The organism is Acidibrevibacterium fodinaquatile, assembly GCF_003352165.1.
Classification (GTDB): Bacteria; Pseudomonadota; Alphaproteobacteria; order Acetobacterales; family Acetobacteraceae; genus Acidibrevibacterium; species Acidibrevibacterium fodinaquatile.
The window spans coordinates 814,554-832,625 of sequence record NZ_CP029176.1 but is presented as its reverse complement, the minus strand read 5'-3'; the positions used below and the strand labels follow the sequence as shown (position 1 = coordinate 832,625).

16 protein-coding genes are annotated in these 18,072 nt (G+C 66.1%); 6 read left to right on the top strand and 10 right to left on the bottom strand.

Features of this window, described 5'->3' with window-relative positions; translation table 11 throughout:
* Positions 1-70: 70 nt before the first annotated feature.
* A complete protein-coding gene (locus tag DEF76_RS04050) occupies positions 71-1,720 on the bottom strand; it encodes an FAD-dependent oxidoreductase (protein ID WP_114911229.1) in 1,650 nt (549 codons plus the stop codon).
* Positions 1,720-3,258 carry an FAD-dependent tricarballylate dehydrogenase TcuA gene (gene tcuA / locus DEF76_RS04045; RefSeq protein WP_114911228.1) on the bottom strand — a complete coding sequence of 513 codons (1,539 nt, stop codon included), beginning with the start codon at positions 3,256-3,258 and terminating at the stop codon, positions 1,720-1,722. The genes DEF76_RS04050 and tcuA overlap by 1 nt, the downstream gene beginning before the upstream one ends.
* Before the next feature lie 100 nt (positions 3,259-3,358).
* Between tcuA and DEF76_RS04040 the strand changes: the two genes are divergently transcribed.
* The gene (locus tag DEF76_RS04040) at positions 3,359-4,306 is read left to right on the top strand and encodes an NAD-dependent epimerase/dehydratase family protein (RefSeq protein ID WP_114913646.1); all 948 of its coding nucleotides are present in this window, start codon (positions 3,359-3,361) and stop codon (positions 4,304-4,306) included.
* Positions 4,307-4,336: 30 nt separating this feature from the next.
* Complete coding sequence (locus tag DEF76_RS04035) at positions 4,337-4,702, top strand: cupin domain-containing protein (protein WP_114911227.1); 366 nt, start codon at positions 4,337-4,339, stop codon at positions 4,700-4,702.
* 72 nt (positions 4,703-4,774) lie between these two features.
* On the opposite strand, the gene DEF76_RS04030 is transcribed toward DEF76_RS04035, so the two are convergent.
* From DEF76_RS04030 to DEF76_RS04010, 5 genes are all read right to left on the bottom strand, one after another.
* On the bottom strand, positions 4,775-4,945 hold the full coding sequence (locus DEF76_RS04030) for a hypothetical protein (RefSeq protein ID WP_162800471.1): 171 nt from the start codon (positions 4,943-4,945) through the stop codon (positions 4,775-4,777).
* 109 nt (positions 4,946-5,054) lie between these two features.
* Positions 5,055-6,332 carry a phosphopyruvate hydratase gene (eno, locus tag DEF76_RS04025; RefSeq protein ID WP_114911225.1) on the bottom strand — a complete coding sequence of 426 codons (1,278 nt, stop codon included), beginning with the start codon at positions 6,330-6,332 and terminating at the stop codon, positions 5,055-5,057.
* 140 nt (positions 6,333-6,472) lie between these two features.
* Positions 6,473-7,216, bottom strand: a complete 744-nt coding sequence (locus tag DEF76_RS04020; protein WP_114911224.1) for an ABC transporter permease — start codon at positions 7,214-7,216, stop codon at positions 6,473-6,475.
* Positions 7,213-7,965 (bottom strand): ABC transporter ATP-binding protein, encoded by a 753-nt coding sequence (locus tag DEF76_RS04015; protein ID WP_114911223.1) that lies wholly within the window; start codon positions 7,963-7,965, stop codon positions 7,213-7,215. Before DEF76_RS04015 ends, DEF76_RS04020 begins: the two co-directional genes overlap by 4 nt.
* 14 nt (positions 7,966-7,979) lie before the next feature.
* Entirely contained in the window at positions 7,980-8,996 is a 1,017-nt protein-coding gene (locus DEF76_RS04010; RefSeq protein ID WP_114911222.1) for an ABC transporter substrate-binding protein, read from the bottom strand.
* A gap of 168 nt (positions 8,997-9,164) precedes the next feature.
* Here DEF76_RS04010 and DEF76_RS04005 point away from each other — a divergent pair, with 168 nt between their 5' ends.
* Positions 9,165-10,406: an SAM-dependent methyltransferase gene (locus DEF76_RS04005; RefSeq protein ID WP_114911221.1), complete on the top strand. Its 1,242-nt coding sequence runs from the start codon at positions 9,165-9,167 to the stop codon at positions 10,404-10,406.
* Between the two features lie 20 nt (positions 10,407-10,426).
* Here DEF76_RS04005 and DEF76_RS04000 read toward each other — a convergent pair whose 3' ends face one another.
* Genes DEF76_RS04000 through DEF76_RS03990 form a run of 3 tightly spaced genes read right to left on the bottom strand, consistent with a single transcriptional unit; the run spans position 10,427 to position 13,461 of the window.
* Positions 10,427-12,028, bottom strand: coding sequence for a fatty acid--CoA ligase (locus tag DEF76_RS04000; RefSeq protein ID WP_114911220.1), 1,602 nt, complete (start codon positions 12,026-12,028; stop codon positions 10,427-10,429).
* Positions 12,029-12,072: 44 nt separating this feature from the next.
* Positions 12,073-12,729 carry a CoA transferase subunit B gene (locus DEF76_RS03995; RefSeq protein WP_114911219.1) on the bottom strand — a complete coding sequence of 219 codons (657 nt, stop codon included), beginning with the start codon at positions 12,727-12,729 and terminating at the stop codon, positions 12,073-12,075.
* Between the two features lie 21 nt (positions 12,730-12,750).
* Complete coding sequence (locus DEF76_RS03990; RefSeq protein WP_114911218.1) at positions 12,751-13,461, bottom strand: CoA transferase subunit A; 711 nt, start codon at positions 13,459-13,461, stop codon at positions 12,751-12,753.
* Positions 13,462-13,572: 111 nt separating this feature from the next.
* Here DEF76_RS03990 and uvrB point away from each other — a divergent pair, with 111 nt between their 5' ends.
* From uvrB to DEF76_RS03975, 3 genes are all read left to right on the top strand, one after another.
* Positions 13,573-15,762, top strand: coding sequence for an excinuclease ABC subunit UvrB (gene uvrB, locus DEF76_RS03985; protein WP_114911217.1), 2,190 nt, complete (start codon positions 13,573-13,575; stop codon positions 15,760-15,762).
* A complete protein-coding gene (locus tag DEF76_RS03980; RefSeq protein WP_114911216.1) occupies positions 15,759-16,541 on the top strand; it encodes an SDR family oxidoreductase in 783 nt (260 codons plus the stop codon). Before uvrB ends, DEF76_RS03980 begins: the two co-directional genes overlap by 4 nt.
* Before the next feature lie 165 nt (positions 16,542-16,706).
* Positions 16,707-18,065 (top strand): ABC transporter substrate-binding protein, encoded by a 1,359-nt coding sequence (locus tag DEF76_RS03975; protein ID WP_114911215.1) that lies wholly within the window; start codon positions 16,707-16,709, stop codon positions 18,063-18,065.
* The last annotated feature ends 7 nt before the right edge of the window (positions 18,066-18,072 follow it).

Here is an 18,072-nt window from a genome sequence, read left to right as displayed (position 1 = left end):
GGCACTCCCCGCGCCGAGATAACGGGACAAAAGTCTTTTTGCTTCTTTTTCGAAAGTCAAAAGAAGTGTTTTACTCTTTTCTGACCTCGCTCTCGCAAAGCGCCCGCGCGACGAGATAGGCGAAGGTGAGCGCTGGGCCGAGGGTGATGCCGGGGCCGGGATAGGCGCCGTCCATCACCGAGGCCATGTCGTTGCCGCAGGCATAGAGCCCAGCGATCGGTTTGCCGGCGTCATCGAGCACCCGCGCCGCGGCGTCGGTCGCGAGCCCGGCGCTGGTGCCGAGATCAGCGGGGTAGAGGGTGATCGCGTAGAATGGCGGGGTCGCGAGCGGCGCGAGGCAGGGGTTGGGGCGCCGGTCGGGGTCGCCGAGATGGCGCTGATAGGCGTCATTGCCGCGCCCGAAATCTCCATCCTCGCCGCGCGCCGCGTCTGCGTTGAAGCGGGCGAGGGTCGCCGCAAGCGCCGCCGGAGCGAGGCCGAGCGCCCGCGCGAGCCCGGCGATATCAGGTGACGCGGTGAGATAGCCGCGCCGGATCCAGCGCCGCGGGCGGGGAAACACCGGCGCGATCGGGCCGAGCCCGTAGCGGCGGAGAAACGCGTGATCGCAAATCAGGAACGCCCGCGCGAGGCCGGCGCGCAGCATGGCGCGGACGAATTCGTGATAAGAAAGTGCTTCGTTGACGAAACGCCGGCCGTGCTCATCGACGACGAGGCTGCCGGGCTTGCCGCGATCGGTGACGGTGTGGGGGAAAATCGCGGTGCTGGCGTCATCGCGGGTAAAGGTCGAAACCGGGGTCCAGAACGCCGCATCGGCGCCACGCCGCGCCAACGCCGCGCCGACCGCGCGCGCCAGACGAATGCCATCGCCGCTATCACCGGCGAAAGCCGCGGAAAAATGCTGCGCTGGCGCCGGCAGGAACGCCGCCCGCAGCGCCGGATCATGCGAAAACCCGCCGCTCGCGAGCACCACACCGCGCCGGACAGAAAGCGTCTTCCCGCCGGCAACCACGCCTTGCACCCGTCCTTCGGCGAAAATCAGCTTTGTTGCCGAAGTATCGAGGCGGAGATCGACGCCAAGGCGGAGCAGAGACAAAAGCAGCCGCCCGGCGAGCGCGTTGCCGAGCACGAGCATGGTGCCGCGCGGCCAGACCAGACGCTGCCCGGCATAGGCCGCGAGCCGACGCGCGACCACCAGCGCCGAGCGCGGCGAGCGGGTAATGCCGCGGAAATGCACGAGATCGCCGCGCCCGATCATCATGCCGCCGAACGGCGTGAACTCGGGAATGGGCGGGCGGAGCCGCGCGAAATGCCGCCCCAACGCCCGGCCATCGAAGGGCACCGGCTCGAACACCCGCCCGCCCAGCGTCGCCCCCGGGAGATCGGGATAGTAATCGGGATAGCGTGCGACCGGCTGAAAACGAAGCTCGGTGCGCGCCGCAAACGCGGCGATGGCGGCGGCGGCGTGGGCGAGGAAGCTTTCGCGCCGCGCGTCCGTCTCCTCGGCGCCGATGACGTGATCGAGATAGGTCCGGGCAGCGGCGATATCCTCCGGCGCCCAGACCATGCCACCCGAGGTCGCGGTGGTGCCGCCGACCGCTTCCGTCTTTTCGAGCAGGACCACGGAAAGTCCTTCGGCCGCGCACAAGGCGGCCGTCGCCATGCCGGCGGCGCCGGCGCCGATCACCGCGACGTCAACGCGATCGGGGGCGCCCCCCGGCATCAGGCGAGGCTGGGCGTCGGGAGCCAGGCGGCGGCCGGTTCGTTGTGGCGGAGTGTGGGCAGATCGGCGCCCGCAGTGCTGCCGGCGAGCTTGCCGAACACGGCGCCGCTCATGAGCCCAGTGCCGCCCGGATAATTGAAATAAAAGAGACCGCCGACCAGCTCGCCCGCCGCATAAAGCCCCGGAATCGGCCGCAGATCCTGATCGAGCACACGCGCCCCGGCATCGATGCGCAGGCCGCCGAAGGTGAAGGTAATGCCGCAGCCGACCTGATAGGCCTCGAACGGCGGGTCTTCGAGCGGATTGGCCCAGTTGCTCTTGGGCACCGCCAATCCCTCGGTGCGGCGCCCGTCCTTGACGTTGGGATTGAACGGAATATCGCGGCGCACGGCGGCGTTATAGGCGCGGATTTCGGCCAGAAACGCCGCCTCATCGACGCCATCGAGCTGGCGGGCGAGCGCCTCCAGCGTCTCGGCGCGGCGCTTCGTCACTTGGCGGATGCGGTATTCGTCGCGCAACAGGTGCAAAACCTTGGAGTCAAAAATCTGCCAGGCGAAATTGCCCGGTTGGGCGAGAATGACGCGGCCATATTTGGCATAGGTGTAGTTGCGGAAATCGGCGCCCTCATCGACGAAGCGCTTGCCGTCGGCATTCACCATCACCCCGAACGGGTAGGAGTGTTTCTGAAACCCGTCCCCGACCGCGAGATCGCCGAATTCCGGGGCGTTGAAATCCCAGCCCACGGCGTGGCAGCCCGACCAGTTGCCGGCTGGCGACGCGCCGATCGCGAGCGCCATTTTGATGCCGTCGCCGCTGTTGAAGCGCGAGCCACGCACCTTGGCCAATTCCCAGCCCGGGCCGAGATAGCGCGTGCGCATCTCGGGATCGGCCTCGAAGCCGCCGCTGGCGAGGATGACGGTCGTGCCGCCGAGCGGGTAGCGCCGCTCCGGCGTCTTGACCTCGACGCCGCGCACCGCGCGGCCGTCCGAGAGCAGCCGGACGGCGCGGCTCTCATAGCGGATATCGATCCCCTGGGCCTGACACGCTTTGGTCAGCGCCGCGACCAACCCCGGCCCACCGCCCCAGGCCTCCACCGTGAGGCCACCCCAGAATTTGAATTTTCCATCCACCTTGAACGCCTGGCGGCCATAGATCGGCTGAAACCGCACGCCTTTGTCGCGCATCCAGCGGAGCGTCGGAAAGCTCGACCGCACCAGCGTCTCACAAAGCGCGGGGTCGGTGCGGTTTTGCGTCACGCGGAACATGTCGTCGAAGAATTGATCCTCGGTATAGGTGCCGAAATCGGTGCGGGCGATCTCCTCCTCGGTGAGATCGGGCATGACGGCGCGGAGATCCTCGATGCCGCGATAGGCAAAGCGAATGGCACCGGCGGTGAAGGCGCTGTTGCCGCCGGCCTCGGCCGCTGGCGCGCGCTCCAGCACCACAACCCGGGCGCCGCTCTCCGCCGCCGCTAACGCCGCGCAGAGTGCCGCATTGCCGCCCCCGACAACGACCACATCGACCCGTTCCTCGCTCACGCGCCCTCCATCCCTGCTGCTCTCTCAGCCCGTATCTCGTAATATCGGTTGACATTTGTCAATGCCGCAGGTTTTCTCGCCCAACGGAGGAGGCGCGATCATGGCACGCATTCTGGTCACCGGCGGCGCCGGGTTCATCGGCGCCGCCCTCTCTGCCGCGCTGGCCGCCCGCGGCGATCAGGTCATCGCCTTCGACCGGAGCGACAGTCCGGCGCTTGCCCGCAATCGCGCGTGCTTCCCAGAGATCACTTTCCTCCCCGGCGAAATCACCGAATGGCCGCATCTCGTTGCCGCGTTCCTCGGCCATCGTCCAGAAGCGGTGGTGCATTGCGCGGCGATCGTTGGTGTCGTCGCCGCGCAGGCGAGCCCGGCGGCGACGTTTCGGGTCAATGTCGAAGGCGCACTCTCGGTTTTTGCCGCGAGCCGCCTGTTTGGCGCGCGCCGGGTGATCAATCTCTCGACCGAGGAAATCTACGGCCCCTTCCAGGCGCCGGAAATCGACGAGACGCACCCTTGCGCTCCGGTCGGCGCCTACGGGATTTCGAAATTCGCGGTCGAGCAATTGGCCCGCGATGACGTACGCCGGCACGGTCTGCCGATCCTCCATCTCCGCACCTGCTGGGTCTATGGCCCCGGCCTGCCGCGCCCGCGCGTCCCCAAAACCCTGCTTGACGCAGCACTCGCCGGCCGTCCCCTGCATCTCGCCAAAGGCGCCGATTTCCGGGTCGATCACGTCTATATCGATGATCTCGTCGCCGGCCTTCTTTGCGCCCTCGATGCGCCGCGGCCGCGCTTCGATGCCTATCACATCGCAAGCGGCGCCGCGCCGACGCTCGGCGAGATCGTCGCCATCGTCCGCGATCTCGTCCCCGGCGCCGAGATCTCGGCCGCCCCCGGGGATTATGACTTCGCCCCCGGCGTCTCAGTGGTGCAAAAGGGCGCGCTCGCGATCGGTCGCGCCCGTGACGATCTCGGCTATGCGCCGCGCTTTGACATGCGCGCCGGCTTGGCCGCCTGGATCGCCGCGCGGCACGCCGGCGAGGATTGATGTTTTCGAAAAACCAGAGGGGAAAAGACCATGGAACGTCACGCCAGCATCCGCAACATCGCCGAGACGCCCTGGCGGGAACTGCCCGGCCATCATGGCGGCGCGCTCTCGAAGCTGCTTGTCCACCCCGAGACCACGGGCGCGCGCCAGATCGATCACCGCATCTCGTGCTACGCGCCGATGGCGCGCGTTGCGGTGCATGCCCATAAGGTTCAGGAGCAGGTCTATCACGTGCTGGAGGGCGAGGGGCTGATGGAAATCGCCGGCGAGCGCCGCGTGGTGCGCCGTCACGACGTGATTTTTCTCCCTCCCGGCGTGCCGCATGGGTTGGAAAATACCGGCACCGGCAACCTCGTTTTCCTCGTCGTCACCGCCCCGGTCGTCGACGAACCCTGAGCGAACGGGCATTTGCGTGACGCGCGACGATGCCGGGCCGGTCACGCCCGCGTCATCACGCTGGGCAAGCGATCAGGAGGTTTCGCGGGATTCGGGGTGAGGGAGCGCTGCTGCCTCGCCCGCGGCATCCTCGTGCTCGCGGTGCGGTGGCGCGTGTTTGGCGTCGGCAGACGGTGATTTTTCCGCGCTGGTGGCAAGCAGCCCCTGGGCGAGGGCGATGCGACGAAAATGGACAGAGAGCATTCCGATCCTCCGGTGCGCGTCGATCCCGCGCATTGAAGACCAGAAAGAGTAACCAAATCGTCTCCATCGCATGTCAAATTGGTCATTTCGCCGCCGCCCGGCGATTTTCTCACCCGCGCAGGATGGTGCGCCCGGCATAGCGGCCGGCGCGGCCGAGTTCGGCTTCGATGCGGATCAACTGGTTATATTTCGCCAGCCGGTCTGAGCGCGAGAGGCTGCCGGTCTTGATCTGGCCGGCGTTGGTTGCGACCGCGAGATCGGCGATGGTGGTATCCTCGGTCTCGCCCGAGCGATGGCTGATCACAGCGTTATAGCCGGCGTGCTGGGCGATTTCGATGGTCTCCAGCGTCTCGGTCAGGGTGCCGATCTGGTTGAGCTTGACCAGGATCGCATTGCAGATGCCGCCCTGGATGCCGCGCCGCAGCCGCTCGGGGTTGGTGACGAAGAGATCGTCGCCGACCAGTTGCACCCGCTTGCCGAGGGCATCGCTCCCCTGTTTCCAGCCCGCCCAGTCATCCTCGGCGAAGGGATCCTCGATCGAGGTGATGGGATAGCGCGCCATCAGATCTTCCAAGTAGGCGATCATCCCGGCGGTATCGAGGGTCTTGCCCTCGCCGGCGAGATGATAGCGCCCGTCCTTGAAGAATTCGCTGGCGGCACAGTCGAGCGCCAGCGCGATGTCATCGCCGGGACGGTAGCCGGCTTTTTCGATCGCCCGGCTGATGAAGGAAAGCGCCTCGTCAGCGGAGCGGAGATTGGGCGCGAAGCCGCCCTCGTCGCCGACATTGGTGTTGTGGCCGGCCTCGGCGAGAATTTTCTTGAGGGCGGCGAAGACTTCGGCGCCCATGCGCACCGCGTCGGCGAGCGAAGGCGCGGCAAGCGGCTGGATCATGAATTCCTGGATGTCGATCGGATTGTCGGCATGTTTACCGCCATTGACGATGTTCATCATCGGCACCGGCAGCGTCCGCGCAAAGCTGCCGCCGAGATAGCGCCAGAGCGGCAACCCGTGTGCCGCCGCCGCCGCCTTGGCGGTTGCCAGCGAAACCGCGAGCATCGCGTTGGCGCCGAGGCGCGATTTGTTGGGGGTGCCGTCGAGATCGATCAGGGTCTCGTCGATGAGGATCTGCGCGGCGGGGTCCATGCCGGCGATGGCGTCGAAAATCTCGCCCTCGACATTGGAGACCGCCTGGCGCACGCCCTTGCCGCCGAAGCGCGCGGGGTCGCCGTCACGCAGTTCCACCGCTTCATGCACGCCGGTCGAGGCGCCGGAGGGCACGGCAGCGCGGCCCAAAATCCCGTCATCGAGGACGACATCGACCTCGATGGTCGGGGTGCCGCGGCTGTCGAGGATTTCCCGGGCGGTGATATCGGCGATCGCGGCCATGGCGTGTTCTCCCTGCGGTTCTGACGCCCTTGCCCGATACGGCGTTGGCGGCCGGCGAACAAGGGGGCACGCGCCTGGGCGAAGGGGAAAGACCATCACCAAAAAACGTCTTTTGACTTCCGAAAAAGAACACCTTCCCTCTACCGCCGCGCCAGAAACCAACGCTCGAGCGCCCCGAGGGTGGCGTTGATCGCAAGCCCGGTGGCGCCGAGCAGGACGAGGCAGGCGAACATGCGCGGGATTTGCAGGCGGTAGCCGGCTTCGATCAGGCGGTAGGCGAGCCCGGTCGCGAAGCCGCCGGAGCCGGCGACGAATTCCGCGACCACCGCGCCGACCAGCGCAAGGCCGCCGGAAATCCGAAGCCCGGCGAGGAAATAGGGCAGCGCCGAAGGCAGCCGCAAAAGCCAGAGCGTCTGCCAGCCGCTCGCGCCGTTGAGGCGGAAGAGATCGAGATAGTCCGGCGCGACGGCGGCGAGCCCGGCGGCGGTCGCCGAGAAAACCGGAAAAAACGCGATGATGGTGGCGCAGACGACGAGGGCGGCGAAGGGATCGCCGACCCAGACGATGATCAGCGGCGCGATGGCGACGATCGGCGTTACTTGGAGGGCAACCGCCCAGGGCTGGATTGCGGCGCGGAGCAGCGGGCTCGCCGCGACCAGGAGCGCGAGGGCAACGCCGAGCGCGGTCGCCGCGATCAGCGCGGCGAGGGTGACGGTCAGCGTCGCCGCCAGCGCCGCCATCAGCCCGGCGGGATCCCCGAGAAAGGCGGCGGCGATCGCGAGCGGGCCGGGCACGAGATAGGCAGGAACGGCGAGCGCGCGCACCAAGCCTTCCCAAAGCGCGAGGGCGGCGAGGCCGAACAGCAGCGGGGCGAGGCGCGTCATGCCGGCGCCGCGGCGGGGTTGAGCGTTTCTTCGAGCCGCCGCGTGATGGCAGCGACCAGGGTTGCGTAGGCGGGATCGAGCCGGCGCGCAGGCCCTGCCGGGAGATCGACCGCGATGTCGCCCGCGATCCGCCCCGGGCGCGGGCTCATCAGGACGATGCGGCGGGCGAGGAACGCCGCCTCATAGATCGAGTGGGTGACGAAGACGATGGTGCAGCCGGCCTCCTGCCACCAGGCGAGGAGATCCGCCTGCAGTCTGTGGCGGGTGAATTCGTCAAGCGCCGCGAAAGGCTCGTCCATCAGCAAGAGCTTCGGCCGGGTGAGGAGCGCGCGGGCGATCGAGACCCGCATCCGCATCCCGCCGGAAAGCTGCGCCGGGCGCGCCTGCGCGAACCCCGCGAGCCCAACCGAAGCCAGCGCCGCGGCCACGCGCGGCATCGCCTCCGCCCGCGCAACCCCGCGCAAGCGGAGCGGCAGATAGACATTCTCCGCCGCGCTCGCCCAGGGTAGCAGGGTCGGGTCCTGAAAGACGAACCCGATCTCCCCCGGCGCCGGCGCCTCCCCCTGCCAGGAAAGCCGGCCCTGATCGGGACGGTCGAGCCCGGCCAGCAGCCGCAGCAGCGTCGATTTGCCGCAGCCCGAAGGGCCGAGCAGGGTGATGAAATCACCCGCCGCGATCGTGAGCGAAACCCCGCGCAAAGCTTCGGTGCCGCTCGCAAAGCGGCGGCCCACCGCGTCAAGGGAGAGCAAGGCCGGCGAGACGCTCAGGGCGTTTTCGGTCGCATCTGCAGGCCAACCCCCTTGTCGACGAAGCGCAGCGTATAGGCGCTGCGCCAGTCCATGTCCTGCGGATAGAGCCCGGCCTGCTGCATGCTTTGGAAGAATTCGAGCCAGCGTGCGGCGGTCATGGCGCCGATCCCGAGTTTTTCGGTATCGCCCGAATCGACGATGCCATGTTGTTTCAGCACCCTCCGCCCATAGTCGAGCAGGGGCTGGGTCATTTCCGGGTTTTCCTTCTTCATCAAGGCATTGCCCGGCGTCGGGTCATTGTAGAGATAGGCATACCAGCCCTCGATCGAGGCATCGAGGAAGCGCTGGACGAGTTCGGGCTTGTCCTCGGTAAGCTTGCGGCTGGTCGCGATCAGGCTGGCGTAGCCCGCGAACCCGGCATCGGCGACCAAAAGCACCACCGGCTTTTCCCCCGTCGCTTCCTCGATCGAAAACGGCTCAGAGCCGAGATAGCCCTCCTGGACGGCCGCTTTATCATGCAGGAAGGGCGCGAGATTGAAGGTGTAGGGGCGGATCTGGCTGTCGCTATAGCCGAATTTGGCGCGCAGGAAATTCCACCAGCCCGCGCGGGTATCGGCGCCGATCATGATCGGCTGGCCGCGGAGTGCTGCGAAACTGTCATGGCCCTGACCGCGATGGGCGATGAGCACCGAGGGATCTTTCTGGAACATCGCGGCGACGGCGACGAAAGGCAGCTTCTGCTGGACGAAATTGAGGGCGAGGAAGCTGTTCGAGGAGATGGTGAAATCGAGCCGCCCGGCGAGCAGGAGCTGGGTCTGGTTCACCTGCGGCCCGCCTTGGCGGATGGTGACGTCGAGCCCGTGGCGGCGATAGATCCCGCTCGCCAGCGCCTGGTAATAGCCGCCATATTCGGCTTCCGCCTTCCAATCGAGGCCGAAGGTGACGTGATCCTCGGCTCGCGCAAGCCCTGGCGCGAGCAGCGCCACGGCGATCGCCAACCCCGCCAGCGCGAAGCGTCTGATGCTAGCCATCGCGATGTCTCTCCCTGAAGTGCCCGCCGCCACTGTTCCTGCCTGGCGGGAAGAAATCAAGGCGGGGCTACTCGCGCGTTAGTGAAAAATTTTGACGTGCCCCCCATTTCTGCGCCATGCTGGCGGGCGTGGGGAAGAGCGACCGACCGAAGAAGCACGGGTAATGGCATGCGCGCTGTTATGGATGGTTTTTTACGGCGAATGATCACGGCGGGGCAGCTTACGGTGCGCTGGCCCGATGGCTCCCGGAGCCGCTATCAAGGCAAGCATGACGGCCCGGCCGCGGGTCTTGCGATCAACCATCCGGCGGCGGTCCGGCGCCTGGTTCTCAATCCCTCGCTCGCGCTCGGCGAAGCCTATATGGAGCGACAGGTCGAACCACTCGATTGCTCGCTTTTCACCATGCTCGACGTGCTGGTGCGCAATTCCGAGACCAATCTTTCCGCCCATCCCATGATGCATCTTCATACCGTGGGCGGCTGGCTGATGCGGCGTTGGCGCCAGTTCAATCCGGCGTCGCGCGCCCGGCGCAACGTCGCCCATCATTACGACCTCAATGGCCGGCTCTACAGCCTCTTTCTCGATCGCGACCGGCAATATTCCTGTGCCTATTTTCCAACCGGCGGCGAAACCCTGGAAGAGGCGCAGACCTTGAAGAAGCGCCATATCGCGGCGAAGCTCAAGCTCGATCGCGAGGGGCTTTCGGTGCTCGATATCGGCAGCGGCTGGGGCGGGCTCGCGCTCACGCTGGCGCGCGACTATGGCGCCCGCGTCACCGGCATCACGCTCTCTTCCGAACAATTGCACGAATCGCGCGCCCGCGCCGAAGCCGAGGGGCTTTCGGATCGGGTGCGGTTCGAATTGCAGGATTATCGCGCGCTCTCTGAACCGTTCGACCGCATCGTCTCGGTCGGCATGTTCGAACATGTCGGCGTCGATCATTATCGGCAGTTTTTTGCGACGGTGAAACGTTGTCTGGCGCCGGATGGGGTTGCGCTCCTGCACGCGATCGGCCGCGCGGCGGGCCCGGGCAGCACCAATCCCTGGCTCGCCAAATATATTTTCCCGGGCGGTTATTCGCCGGCTTTGAGCGAAGTCGTGCCGCACATCGAACGCACCGGGCTCTGGATCACCGATATCGAAATCCTGCGCCTGCATTATGCCGAGACGCTGCGCCATTGGCGCCGCCGTTTCGCCGCCAATCGCGATGCCATCGCCTCGCTCTATGACGAGCGTTTCTGCCGCATGTTCGAATTCTATCTCGCCGGCTCAGAACTCGCTTTCCGCCGCCAGGATCACATGAATTTTCAGATCCAAATGACCCGCTCGCCCTACGCCTTGCCGATCGCGCGCGATTACATGGTCGACAACGAGCGCAGAGTGGCGAGCGAAACCAAGCAGCAGGCGTAAACCGGCGGCGCGCCGGGCATTCACCCGAAGCGCGCGCGAAGACGCTTTTTGTCGAGCTTGCCGACACTGGTTTTATCGAGCGCCTCGACGATTTCGATACGCTCGGGCACCGCAAAGCGCGAAATTTCGCCGCGCCCGGCGGCATCGAACAGATGCGCGCGCACACTCTCGGGGTCAAGCGTCCGCCCGGCCTTGGGAACGATGAGCGCAACCGGCCGCTCGCCCCATTTCGCATCGACGACACCGATCACCGCGACCTCGCCGACATCCGGATGGCGCGAAATCAGATCCTCGAGATCGAGCGAGGAGACCCATTCGCCGCCGGTTTTGATCACGTCCTTGGCGCGATCGGTGATGCGCAGATACCCGTCCGCGCCGATCACCCCGATATCGCCGGTATGAAGCCAACCGCCGGCCCAGAGCGTCTCGCTCGCCGCCGCATTGCCGACATAGCCCGCGGTCAGATGCGGCGCCCGCGCCACCACCTCGCCTTGGTGGGCGCCATCATGCGGGAGATCGTTCATTTCTTCGTCGACGATGCGCAATTCGACCAGCACGCTCGGCATGCCGGCGCTGGTGCGGGCCCGCACCGCCTCCTCGCCGGCAAGGCCGGGCTTGACCTGGGCAATAGAGAGCACCGGGCAGGTCTCGGACATCCCATAGCCGGCATAGACGTCGATGCCGCGCGCGAGCGCCTGCTCGGCGAGACCACGCGGCAGCGCCGAGCCGCCGATGATGACCTGCCAGCGCGCAAGATCGAGGTCGCGAAATTCCGGCGCCGCCAGCAGCATGTTGAGAATGGTCGGCACGCAATGGGAAAATGTCACGCCTTCCCGTTGATAAAGGGCGGCGATGCTCGCCGGCGCATAGCGGCCAGGATAGACCTGCTTCATCCCGGCGAGCGTCGCGAGATAGGGAATGCCCCAGGCATGGACATGAAACATCGGCGTGAGCGGCAGATAGACGGTCTCGCGCGAAAGCCGCCCCTGCTGGCTCGCGAGCATGATGGTCGCCATCAGCGAAAGCGTGTGCAGCACGATCTGGCGATGCGTGAACGAGACCCCTTTGGGAAGCCCGGTGGTGCCGGTGGTGTAAAACTGGGTCGCGGTGGTGTTTTCGTCGAACTCGGGAAAGTCGAAGCCGGGATCAGCGTCGGCGAGCAGCGCCTCGTATTCGCCGGCGAACGAAAGCCCCGCCGGCATCCCCCCGTCATCGGGGAGCGCGATCAGCGTCCGCAGTTTCGGCAGGCGGTCACGGATTTGCGCGACCAGCGGGACGAAATCGGAATGGACGAGCAGGATCTCAGCGCCGCTGTGATCGAGCGTATAGGCGAGCTGCTCGGGCGCGAGGCGAGGATTGGCGGTCATCAAGACGGCGCCCAGCATCGGCACCGCGAAATAGCACTCGAGATAGCGGTGGCTGTCCCAATCGAGCACCGCGATCCGCATCCCAGGGCGCGCGCCGAGCCGCGTGAGCGCGCTGCCGAGCCGGGCGATACGGGTAATGAATTCCGGGTAGGAATGCCGGCGAAGATCGCGATAGACGATCTCGGCGCCGCTCGCCTGCTGGATCGGTGTGGTGAGAAGCTGCTTGATCAGCAGCGGATAGGCATAGGCCGACATTTTTCCTCCCCGTTTTTTACCACGCCGCGCGTCTGGGCACGCCGCTACCAGGTTTTCACGCTGGGCGCTGGCCGGAAAGCGGCGGCGGTCTGGGCGCGGATTTCGTCCATGCTGACGCCGGGGGCGAGATCGGTGAGGATCAGGCCGCCGCCGGCTTCGCGATCGACCTTGAACGCGCCGAGTTCGGTGATGATGGTATCGACGACGCCCTTGCCGGTGAGCGGCAGCGTGCATTCCCGCAAGATTTTCGGCTCGCCGCGGGCGGTATGCTCCATCAGAATGACGACGCGCGGCACCCCAGCGACGAGATCCATGGCACCCCCCATGCCCTTGACCATCTTGCCCGGGATCATCCAGTTGGCGAGATCGCCATTTTCGGCGACTTGCAGCGCGCCGAGGATGGAGATGTCGATATGGCCGCCGCGCACCATGGCGAACGAGGTCGCGCTATCGAAAATGCTCGAGGTCGGGAGCAGGGTCACGGTCTGCTTGCCGGCGTTGATGAGATCGGCGTCCTCCTCGCCCTCGTAGGGGAACGGCCCGATGCCGAAAAGCCCGTTTTCGCTGTGGAGATGGATCGAAAGCCCTTCCGGGATGTGGTTCGCAACCAGGGTCGGGATGCCGATGCCGAGATTGACGTAAAATCCGTCCTCGAGTTCGCGGGCGGCGCGGGCCGCCATGTCGTCACGGGTCCAGGGCATGGGTCGTCTCCTCGAATGGGGTCAGGCGGCGCGCTTGCGGGTGGTGCGTTGCTCGATGTGTTTGTGCACTTTGTCGAGCTTGATCATGCGTTTGACGAAAATCCCCGGCGTCACGATGGCGTCCGCCGCGATTTCGCCCGGCGCCACCAGATGCTCGACCTCGGCGACCGTCACACGCGCCGCCGTCGCCATCACCGGGTTGAAATTGCGCGCCGTCAGGCGATAGACGAGATTGCCTTCGCTATCGCCCTTCCAGGCATGAATGATGGCGAGATCGGCGAAGAGACCGCGCTCCATGAGATAGGTCTTGCCGTCGAATTCGCGCACTTCCTTGCCCTTGGCGATCTCGGTGCCGACGCCGGTCGGGGTGAAGAAGGCGGGAATGCCGGCGCCGCCGGCGCGGATACGCTCGGCGAGCGTGCCTTGGGGGTTGAACTCGATCTCCAATTCGCCGGCGAGATATTGGCGGGCGAAGGTCGCGTTTTCGCCGACATAGGAGCTGATCATCTTGCGGATCTGGCGGGTTTCGAGAAGAATGCCGAGGCCTGCGCCATCGATGCCGGCATTGTTGGAAATCACCGTGAGGCCTTTGACGCCGGACTCCCGGATCGCCTCGATCAGGGCGGCGGGAATGCCGCAAAGGCCGAAACCGCCGGCCATGATCGTCATGTCGTCATGCAAAAGCCCGGCGAGCGCCGCCTTCGCATCCGGATAGACCTTATTGACCGCCATCGTGCCTCTCCCCTCGATTGCCTTGACGCCCTACATAGCGAAAGCCGCGCCGCTCGACAAAGCCCCGCCGCGCCGCCGGCGCCCGTGCCCTGAATGTGAGGCCGATGATCGATGTCCGTGACCCTCGCCCCGCCCGCGCCGCTGCTCTTTATCCCGGAAAAACAGCCACGGCGTCCAGCCGGCAAGAAGCTCCGGGTGGTTTCGCCCTACGAGCCGGCCGGCGATCAGCCGGCGGCGATCGCGACGCTGGTCGAGGGGCTGGCGGCCGAGGCGCGCGATCAGGTGCTGCTCGGCGTCACCGGCTCGGGCAAGACCTTCACCATGGCCAAGATCATCGAGGCGGTGCAGCGCCCGACCCTGATCCTCGCCCCCAACAAGACGCTGGCGGCGCAGCTCTATAGCGAGATGAAGGCGTTTTTCCCCGACAACGCGGTCGAATATTTCGTCAGCTACTATGATTATTACCAACCCGAAGCCTATGTCCCACGCACCGACACCTATATCGAGAAAGACGCGCAGATCAACGAGACCATCGACCGCCTCCGCCACGCCGCGACCCAGGCTTTGCTCGAACGCAACGATGTCGTCATCGTCGCTTCGGTCTCCTGCATTTATGGTATCGGCTCGGTCGAGACCTATGCGCGCATGGTGGTGCGGCTCGAGGTCGGCGGCGCGATCGCGCGCGACACGCTGGCGCGCGCTTTGGTTGAGCTGCAATATCGCCGCAACGATGTCGCGTTTCAGCGCGGCAGCTTTCGCCTGCGCGGCGATACCGTCGACATCTTCCCCTCTCATTACGAAGATCGCGCCTGGCGCGTCACGCTGTTCGGCGACGAGATCGAGGCGATCGCCGAGTTTGATCCGCTCACGGGGGAAAAAACCGCCGATCTCGCCGCCGTCACCGTCTATGCCAACAGCCATTACGTAACGCCACGCCCGACGCTGACCCAGGCGATCCGCGACATCAAGCGCGAATTGCAGGAAAGGCTCGACCATTTCGTCGCCGCGGGCAAACCCTTGGAGGCCGAGCGGCTGCAGCAGCGCACGACCTTCGATATCGAGATGATGGAAACCACCGGCGCCTGCAAAGGGATCGAGAATTATTCCCGCTATCTCACCGGCCGCAATCCCGGCGAGCCGCCGCCGACTTTGTTCGAATATCTGCCCGAGAACGCGCTCCTCATCGTCGATGAAAGCCATGTCACGGTGCCGCAGATCGGCGGCATGGCGAGGGGCGATTTCAACCGCAAATCGGTGCTCGCCGAATACGGGTTTCGTCTGCCCTCGTGCGTCGATAACCGGCCGCTGAAATTCGAGGAGTGGGAAGCCTATCGTCCGCAAACGATTTTCGTCTCGGCAACGCCGGGCCCGTGGGAAATGGCGCGGACCGGCGGTGTCTTCGCCGAACAGGTGATCCGCCCGACCGGGCTCATCGATCCCATCACCGAAATCCGCCCGGTCGAACATCAGGTCGATGACCTGCTCGGCGAATGCAAGGCGGTGGCGGCGCGCGGCGGGCGGGTTCTGGTGACGACGCTGACCAAGCGCATGGCCGAGGATCTGACCGACTATCTCGGCGAGCACGGCGTCAAGGTGCGCTATCTCCACTCCGATATCGACACGCTCGAGCGGGTTGAGATCATCCGCGATCTTCGGCTTGGCGTCTGCGATGTGCTGATCGGCATCAATCTGCTGCGCGAGGGTTTGGACATTCCCGAATGCGCGCTGGTCGCCATTCTGGACGCCGACAAGGAGGGGTTTTTGCGCTCGCGGACGGCACTGATCCAGACCATCGGGCGGGCTGCCCGCAATATCGACGGCCGGGTGATCTTGTACGCCGACACCATCACCGAAAGTCTCCGCGCCGCCCTCGATGAAACCAGCCGCCGCCGCGCCAAGCAAGAAGCCTGGAACCAAGCGCACGGGATCACGCCGCAAACCGTGCGCCGCGAGATCGGCAAGGCCTTGGAAAGCGTGTTCGAGCAGGATTACGTGACGGTCGCCCCGCTCGCTGGCGAGAGCGTCGGCGACTTCGTTGGGAAGGATCTCGAGGCGGCGATCGCGAGCCTCGAAAAGCAGATGCGCGCCGCCGCCGCCGACCTCGAATTCGAGGTGGCGGCAAGGCTCCGCGATGAAATCCGTCGCTTGGAGGCGGAGCAGCTCGGCCTCGCACCCCCGGCACCCGTGCGCCCGCCGGCGCGCCAAAGTGGCGCGCCAAAGCCGCTCGGGCCCGGCGGCGGCGGCTATGAGCCGGAAAAGCGGGGCGGGCGCCCAGGCCGGCGAGGAGGCCCCAAACGATGAATACTTGGCCGATCGCCGCCAGCATCCCCCGCGTCGCCCTCATCACCGGCGGGGCGCGGCGTCTTGGGCGCGAAATCGCCCTCGCCCTCGCCGGCGCCGGCTTTCGGATCGCGCTCCATTGCCACCGGAGCCAGGAGACGGCAGCAAAAACCGCGGCCGAAATCCGTGCGCGCGGCGTCGAAGCGGCGATCCTGCCCGCCGATCTCGCAAACGAGGACGCGGTCGCGGCCCTCGTCGGTCGGGCGCGAGACGCGCTCGGCCCAGTCGGGGTTCTGCTCAACAACGCCAGCGTTTTCGAGCGCGATGAGTGGGATACGGCGACGCGGGCGAGCTGGGATGCCCATCTCGAGCCCAATCTCCGCGCGCCCTTCGTGCTCATGCAGCATTTCGCGCGCGATTTGCCGGCGGCGGCGGAGGGGGTGGTGATCAATCTCCTCGATCAACGGGTGCTGTCGCTGACCCCGCATTTCGTTTCTTATACGGTCTCCAAGGCCGGGCTCTGGGCGCTGACGCGAAGCATGGCGCTGGCGCTCGCGCCGCGCATCCGTGTTGCCGCGATCGGCCCCGGCCCGACGCTGCCGAGCGCGCGCCAGAGCGCGGCGCAATTCGCCCGCCAAGCCGCCGCAACCCCGCTCGGCCGCGCCGCCGCGCCGGCGGAAATCGCCCGCGCCGCCCTCGCGATCCTCGCCCTTCCCGCTTTCACCGGCCAGATGCTGGCGCTCGATGGCGGCCAGCATTTGCACTGGGGCCCGCCGGCGCCGGCTCTGAGCGAGGAGTAGAGAACAGGGCGCGATACTTCAACGGCGAAGCGGTTGCCAAGCCGCCATGGATCGGGCAAAAGATGCTTGCCCATAACCATATCGCCGCGCGTCGCCGCCATCGCGGCCGATCGCGGCGTGGGTTGGTTTCGGTCAACAAAAACAACGTTTTGGGAGGGTTTTGCGATGCCTCAAGACAGTCAGGATTGGTCCGCCATTGCGTCCGTTTCGCGCCCCGCGCGCCATGGCCATAAGGATGCGGTCACGCCGGCACTGACCCGCCGCACCCTGCTCGCCGGGGCCGGGGCCGGCGCCGTCATGGCGGCCTCTTCGCAGGGCTTCGCGCAGGCCGGCGGCGGCCTGAAAATCGGCTTCATCAGCCCGCGCTCGGGCGCGCTCGCGAGTTTCGGCGAAACCGATGGCTACGTGCTCACGCTCGCCCGCAAGGCGCTCGCCGGCGGTCTCACCGTCAACGGCAAAACCTATCCCGTCGAAATCATCGATCGCGACACGCAATCGGACCCGGCGCGCGCCGGCCAGCTCGCCCGTAGCCTGATCAACGATACCGGCATCGATATGATGCTCACCACCTCGACGCCGGAAGTGGTCAACCCGGTCTCGGACGCCTGCGAAGCCGCCGGCATGCCCTGCCTTGCGACGGTGATGCCGTGGGAGGCGTGGTATTTCGGCCGCGGCGCCAAGCCCGGCCAGCCCTCGCCGTTCCGCTGGACCTATCTCTTTTCCTTCGGCGTCGATCAGTTCGCCGAGTGCTACATCTCGCAATGGAACAGCAGTGTGCAGACCAACAAGAAGGTCGGCGTGCTCTATCCCAACGATGCCGACGGCAACGCCATCCGCGCCCATCTCGCGCCCAAGCTCGCCAAGGCCGGGTTCACCATCGTCGATCCCGGCCCCTATGAGGACGGCACCACCGATTATTCCGCCCAGATCGCGGTGTTCAAGAAAAACCGCTGCGAGATCTTCAACACCTTCCCGATCCCGCCCGATTTCGCGACCTTCTGGCGCCAGGCGGCACAGCAGGGCTATGCCCGCATGGTGAAGATCGTCCAAACCGCGAAAACTGGGCTTTTTCCCTCCTCGATCGAGGCGCTCGGGACGCTCGGCTACAACATCGCCAGCGCCACCTACTGGCACCGCGATTTCCCGTATTCGTCGCCGCTCACCGGGGTCAGCGGCACAGCGCTCGCCGACGGCTATGAGCAGGCGTCCGGCAAGCAATGGACGCAGGAACTCGGCGCCTCGATGTCGCTGCTCGATGCCGGCTTCGCGGCGCTTGCGGCAAGCGGCGATCCCAAGGACAAGAAGGCCGTTGCCGCCGCGCTCAGCCGGCTCAAAACCAAAACCATGGTCGGCGAGGTCGATTTCACCCGCGGCCCGGTGCCCAATGTTTTCGCAACCCCGATCATCGGCGCGCAATGGGTGAAGGCCAAGCCCGGCAGCCGCTTCAAGCTCGATTACGTCATCACCGAGAACGCGACCGACCACAACGTGCCGGTCACGGCGAAGCTCATCCCCTATTCCTGAGCCGGGG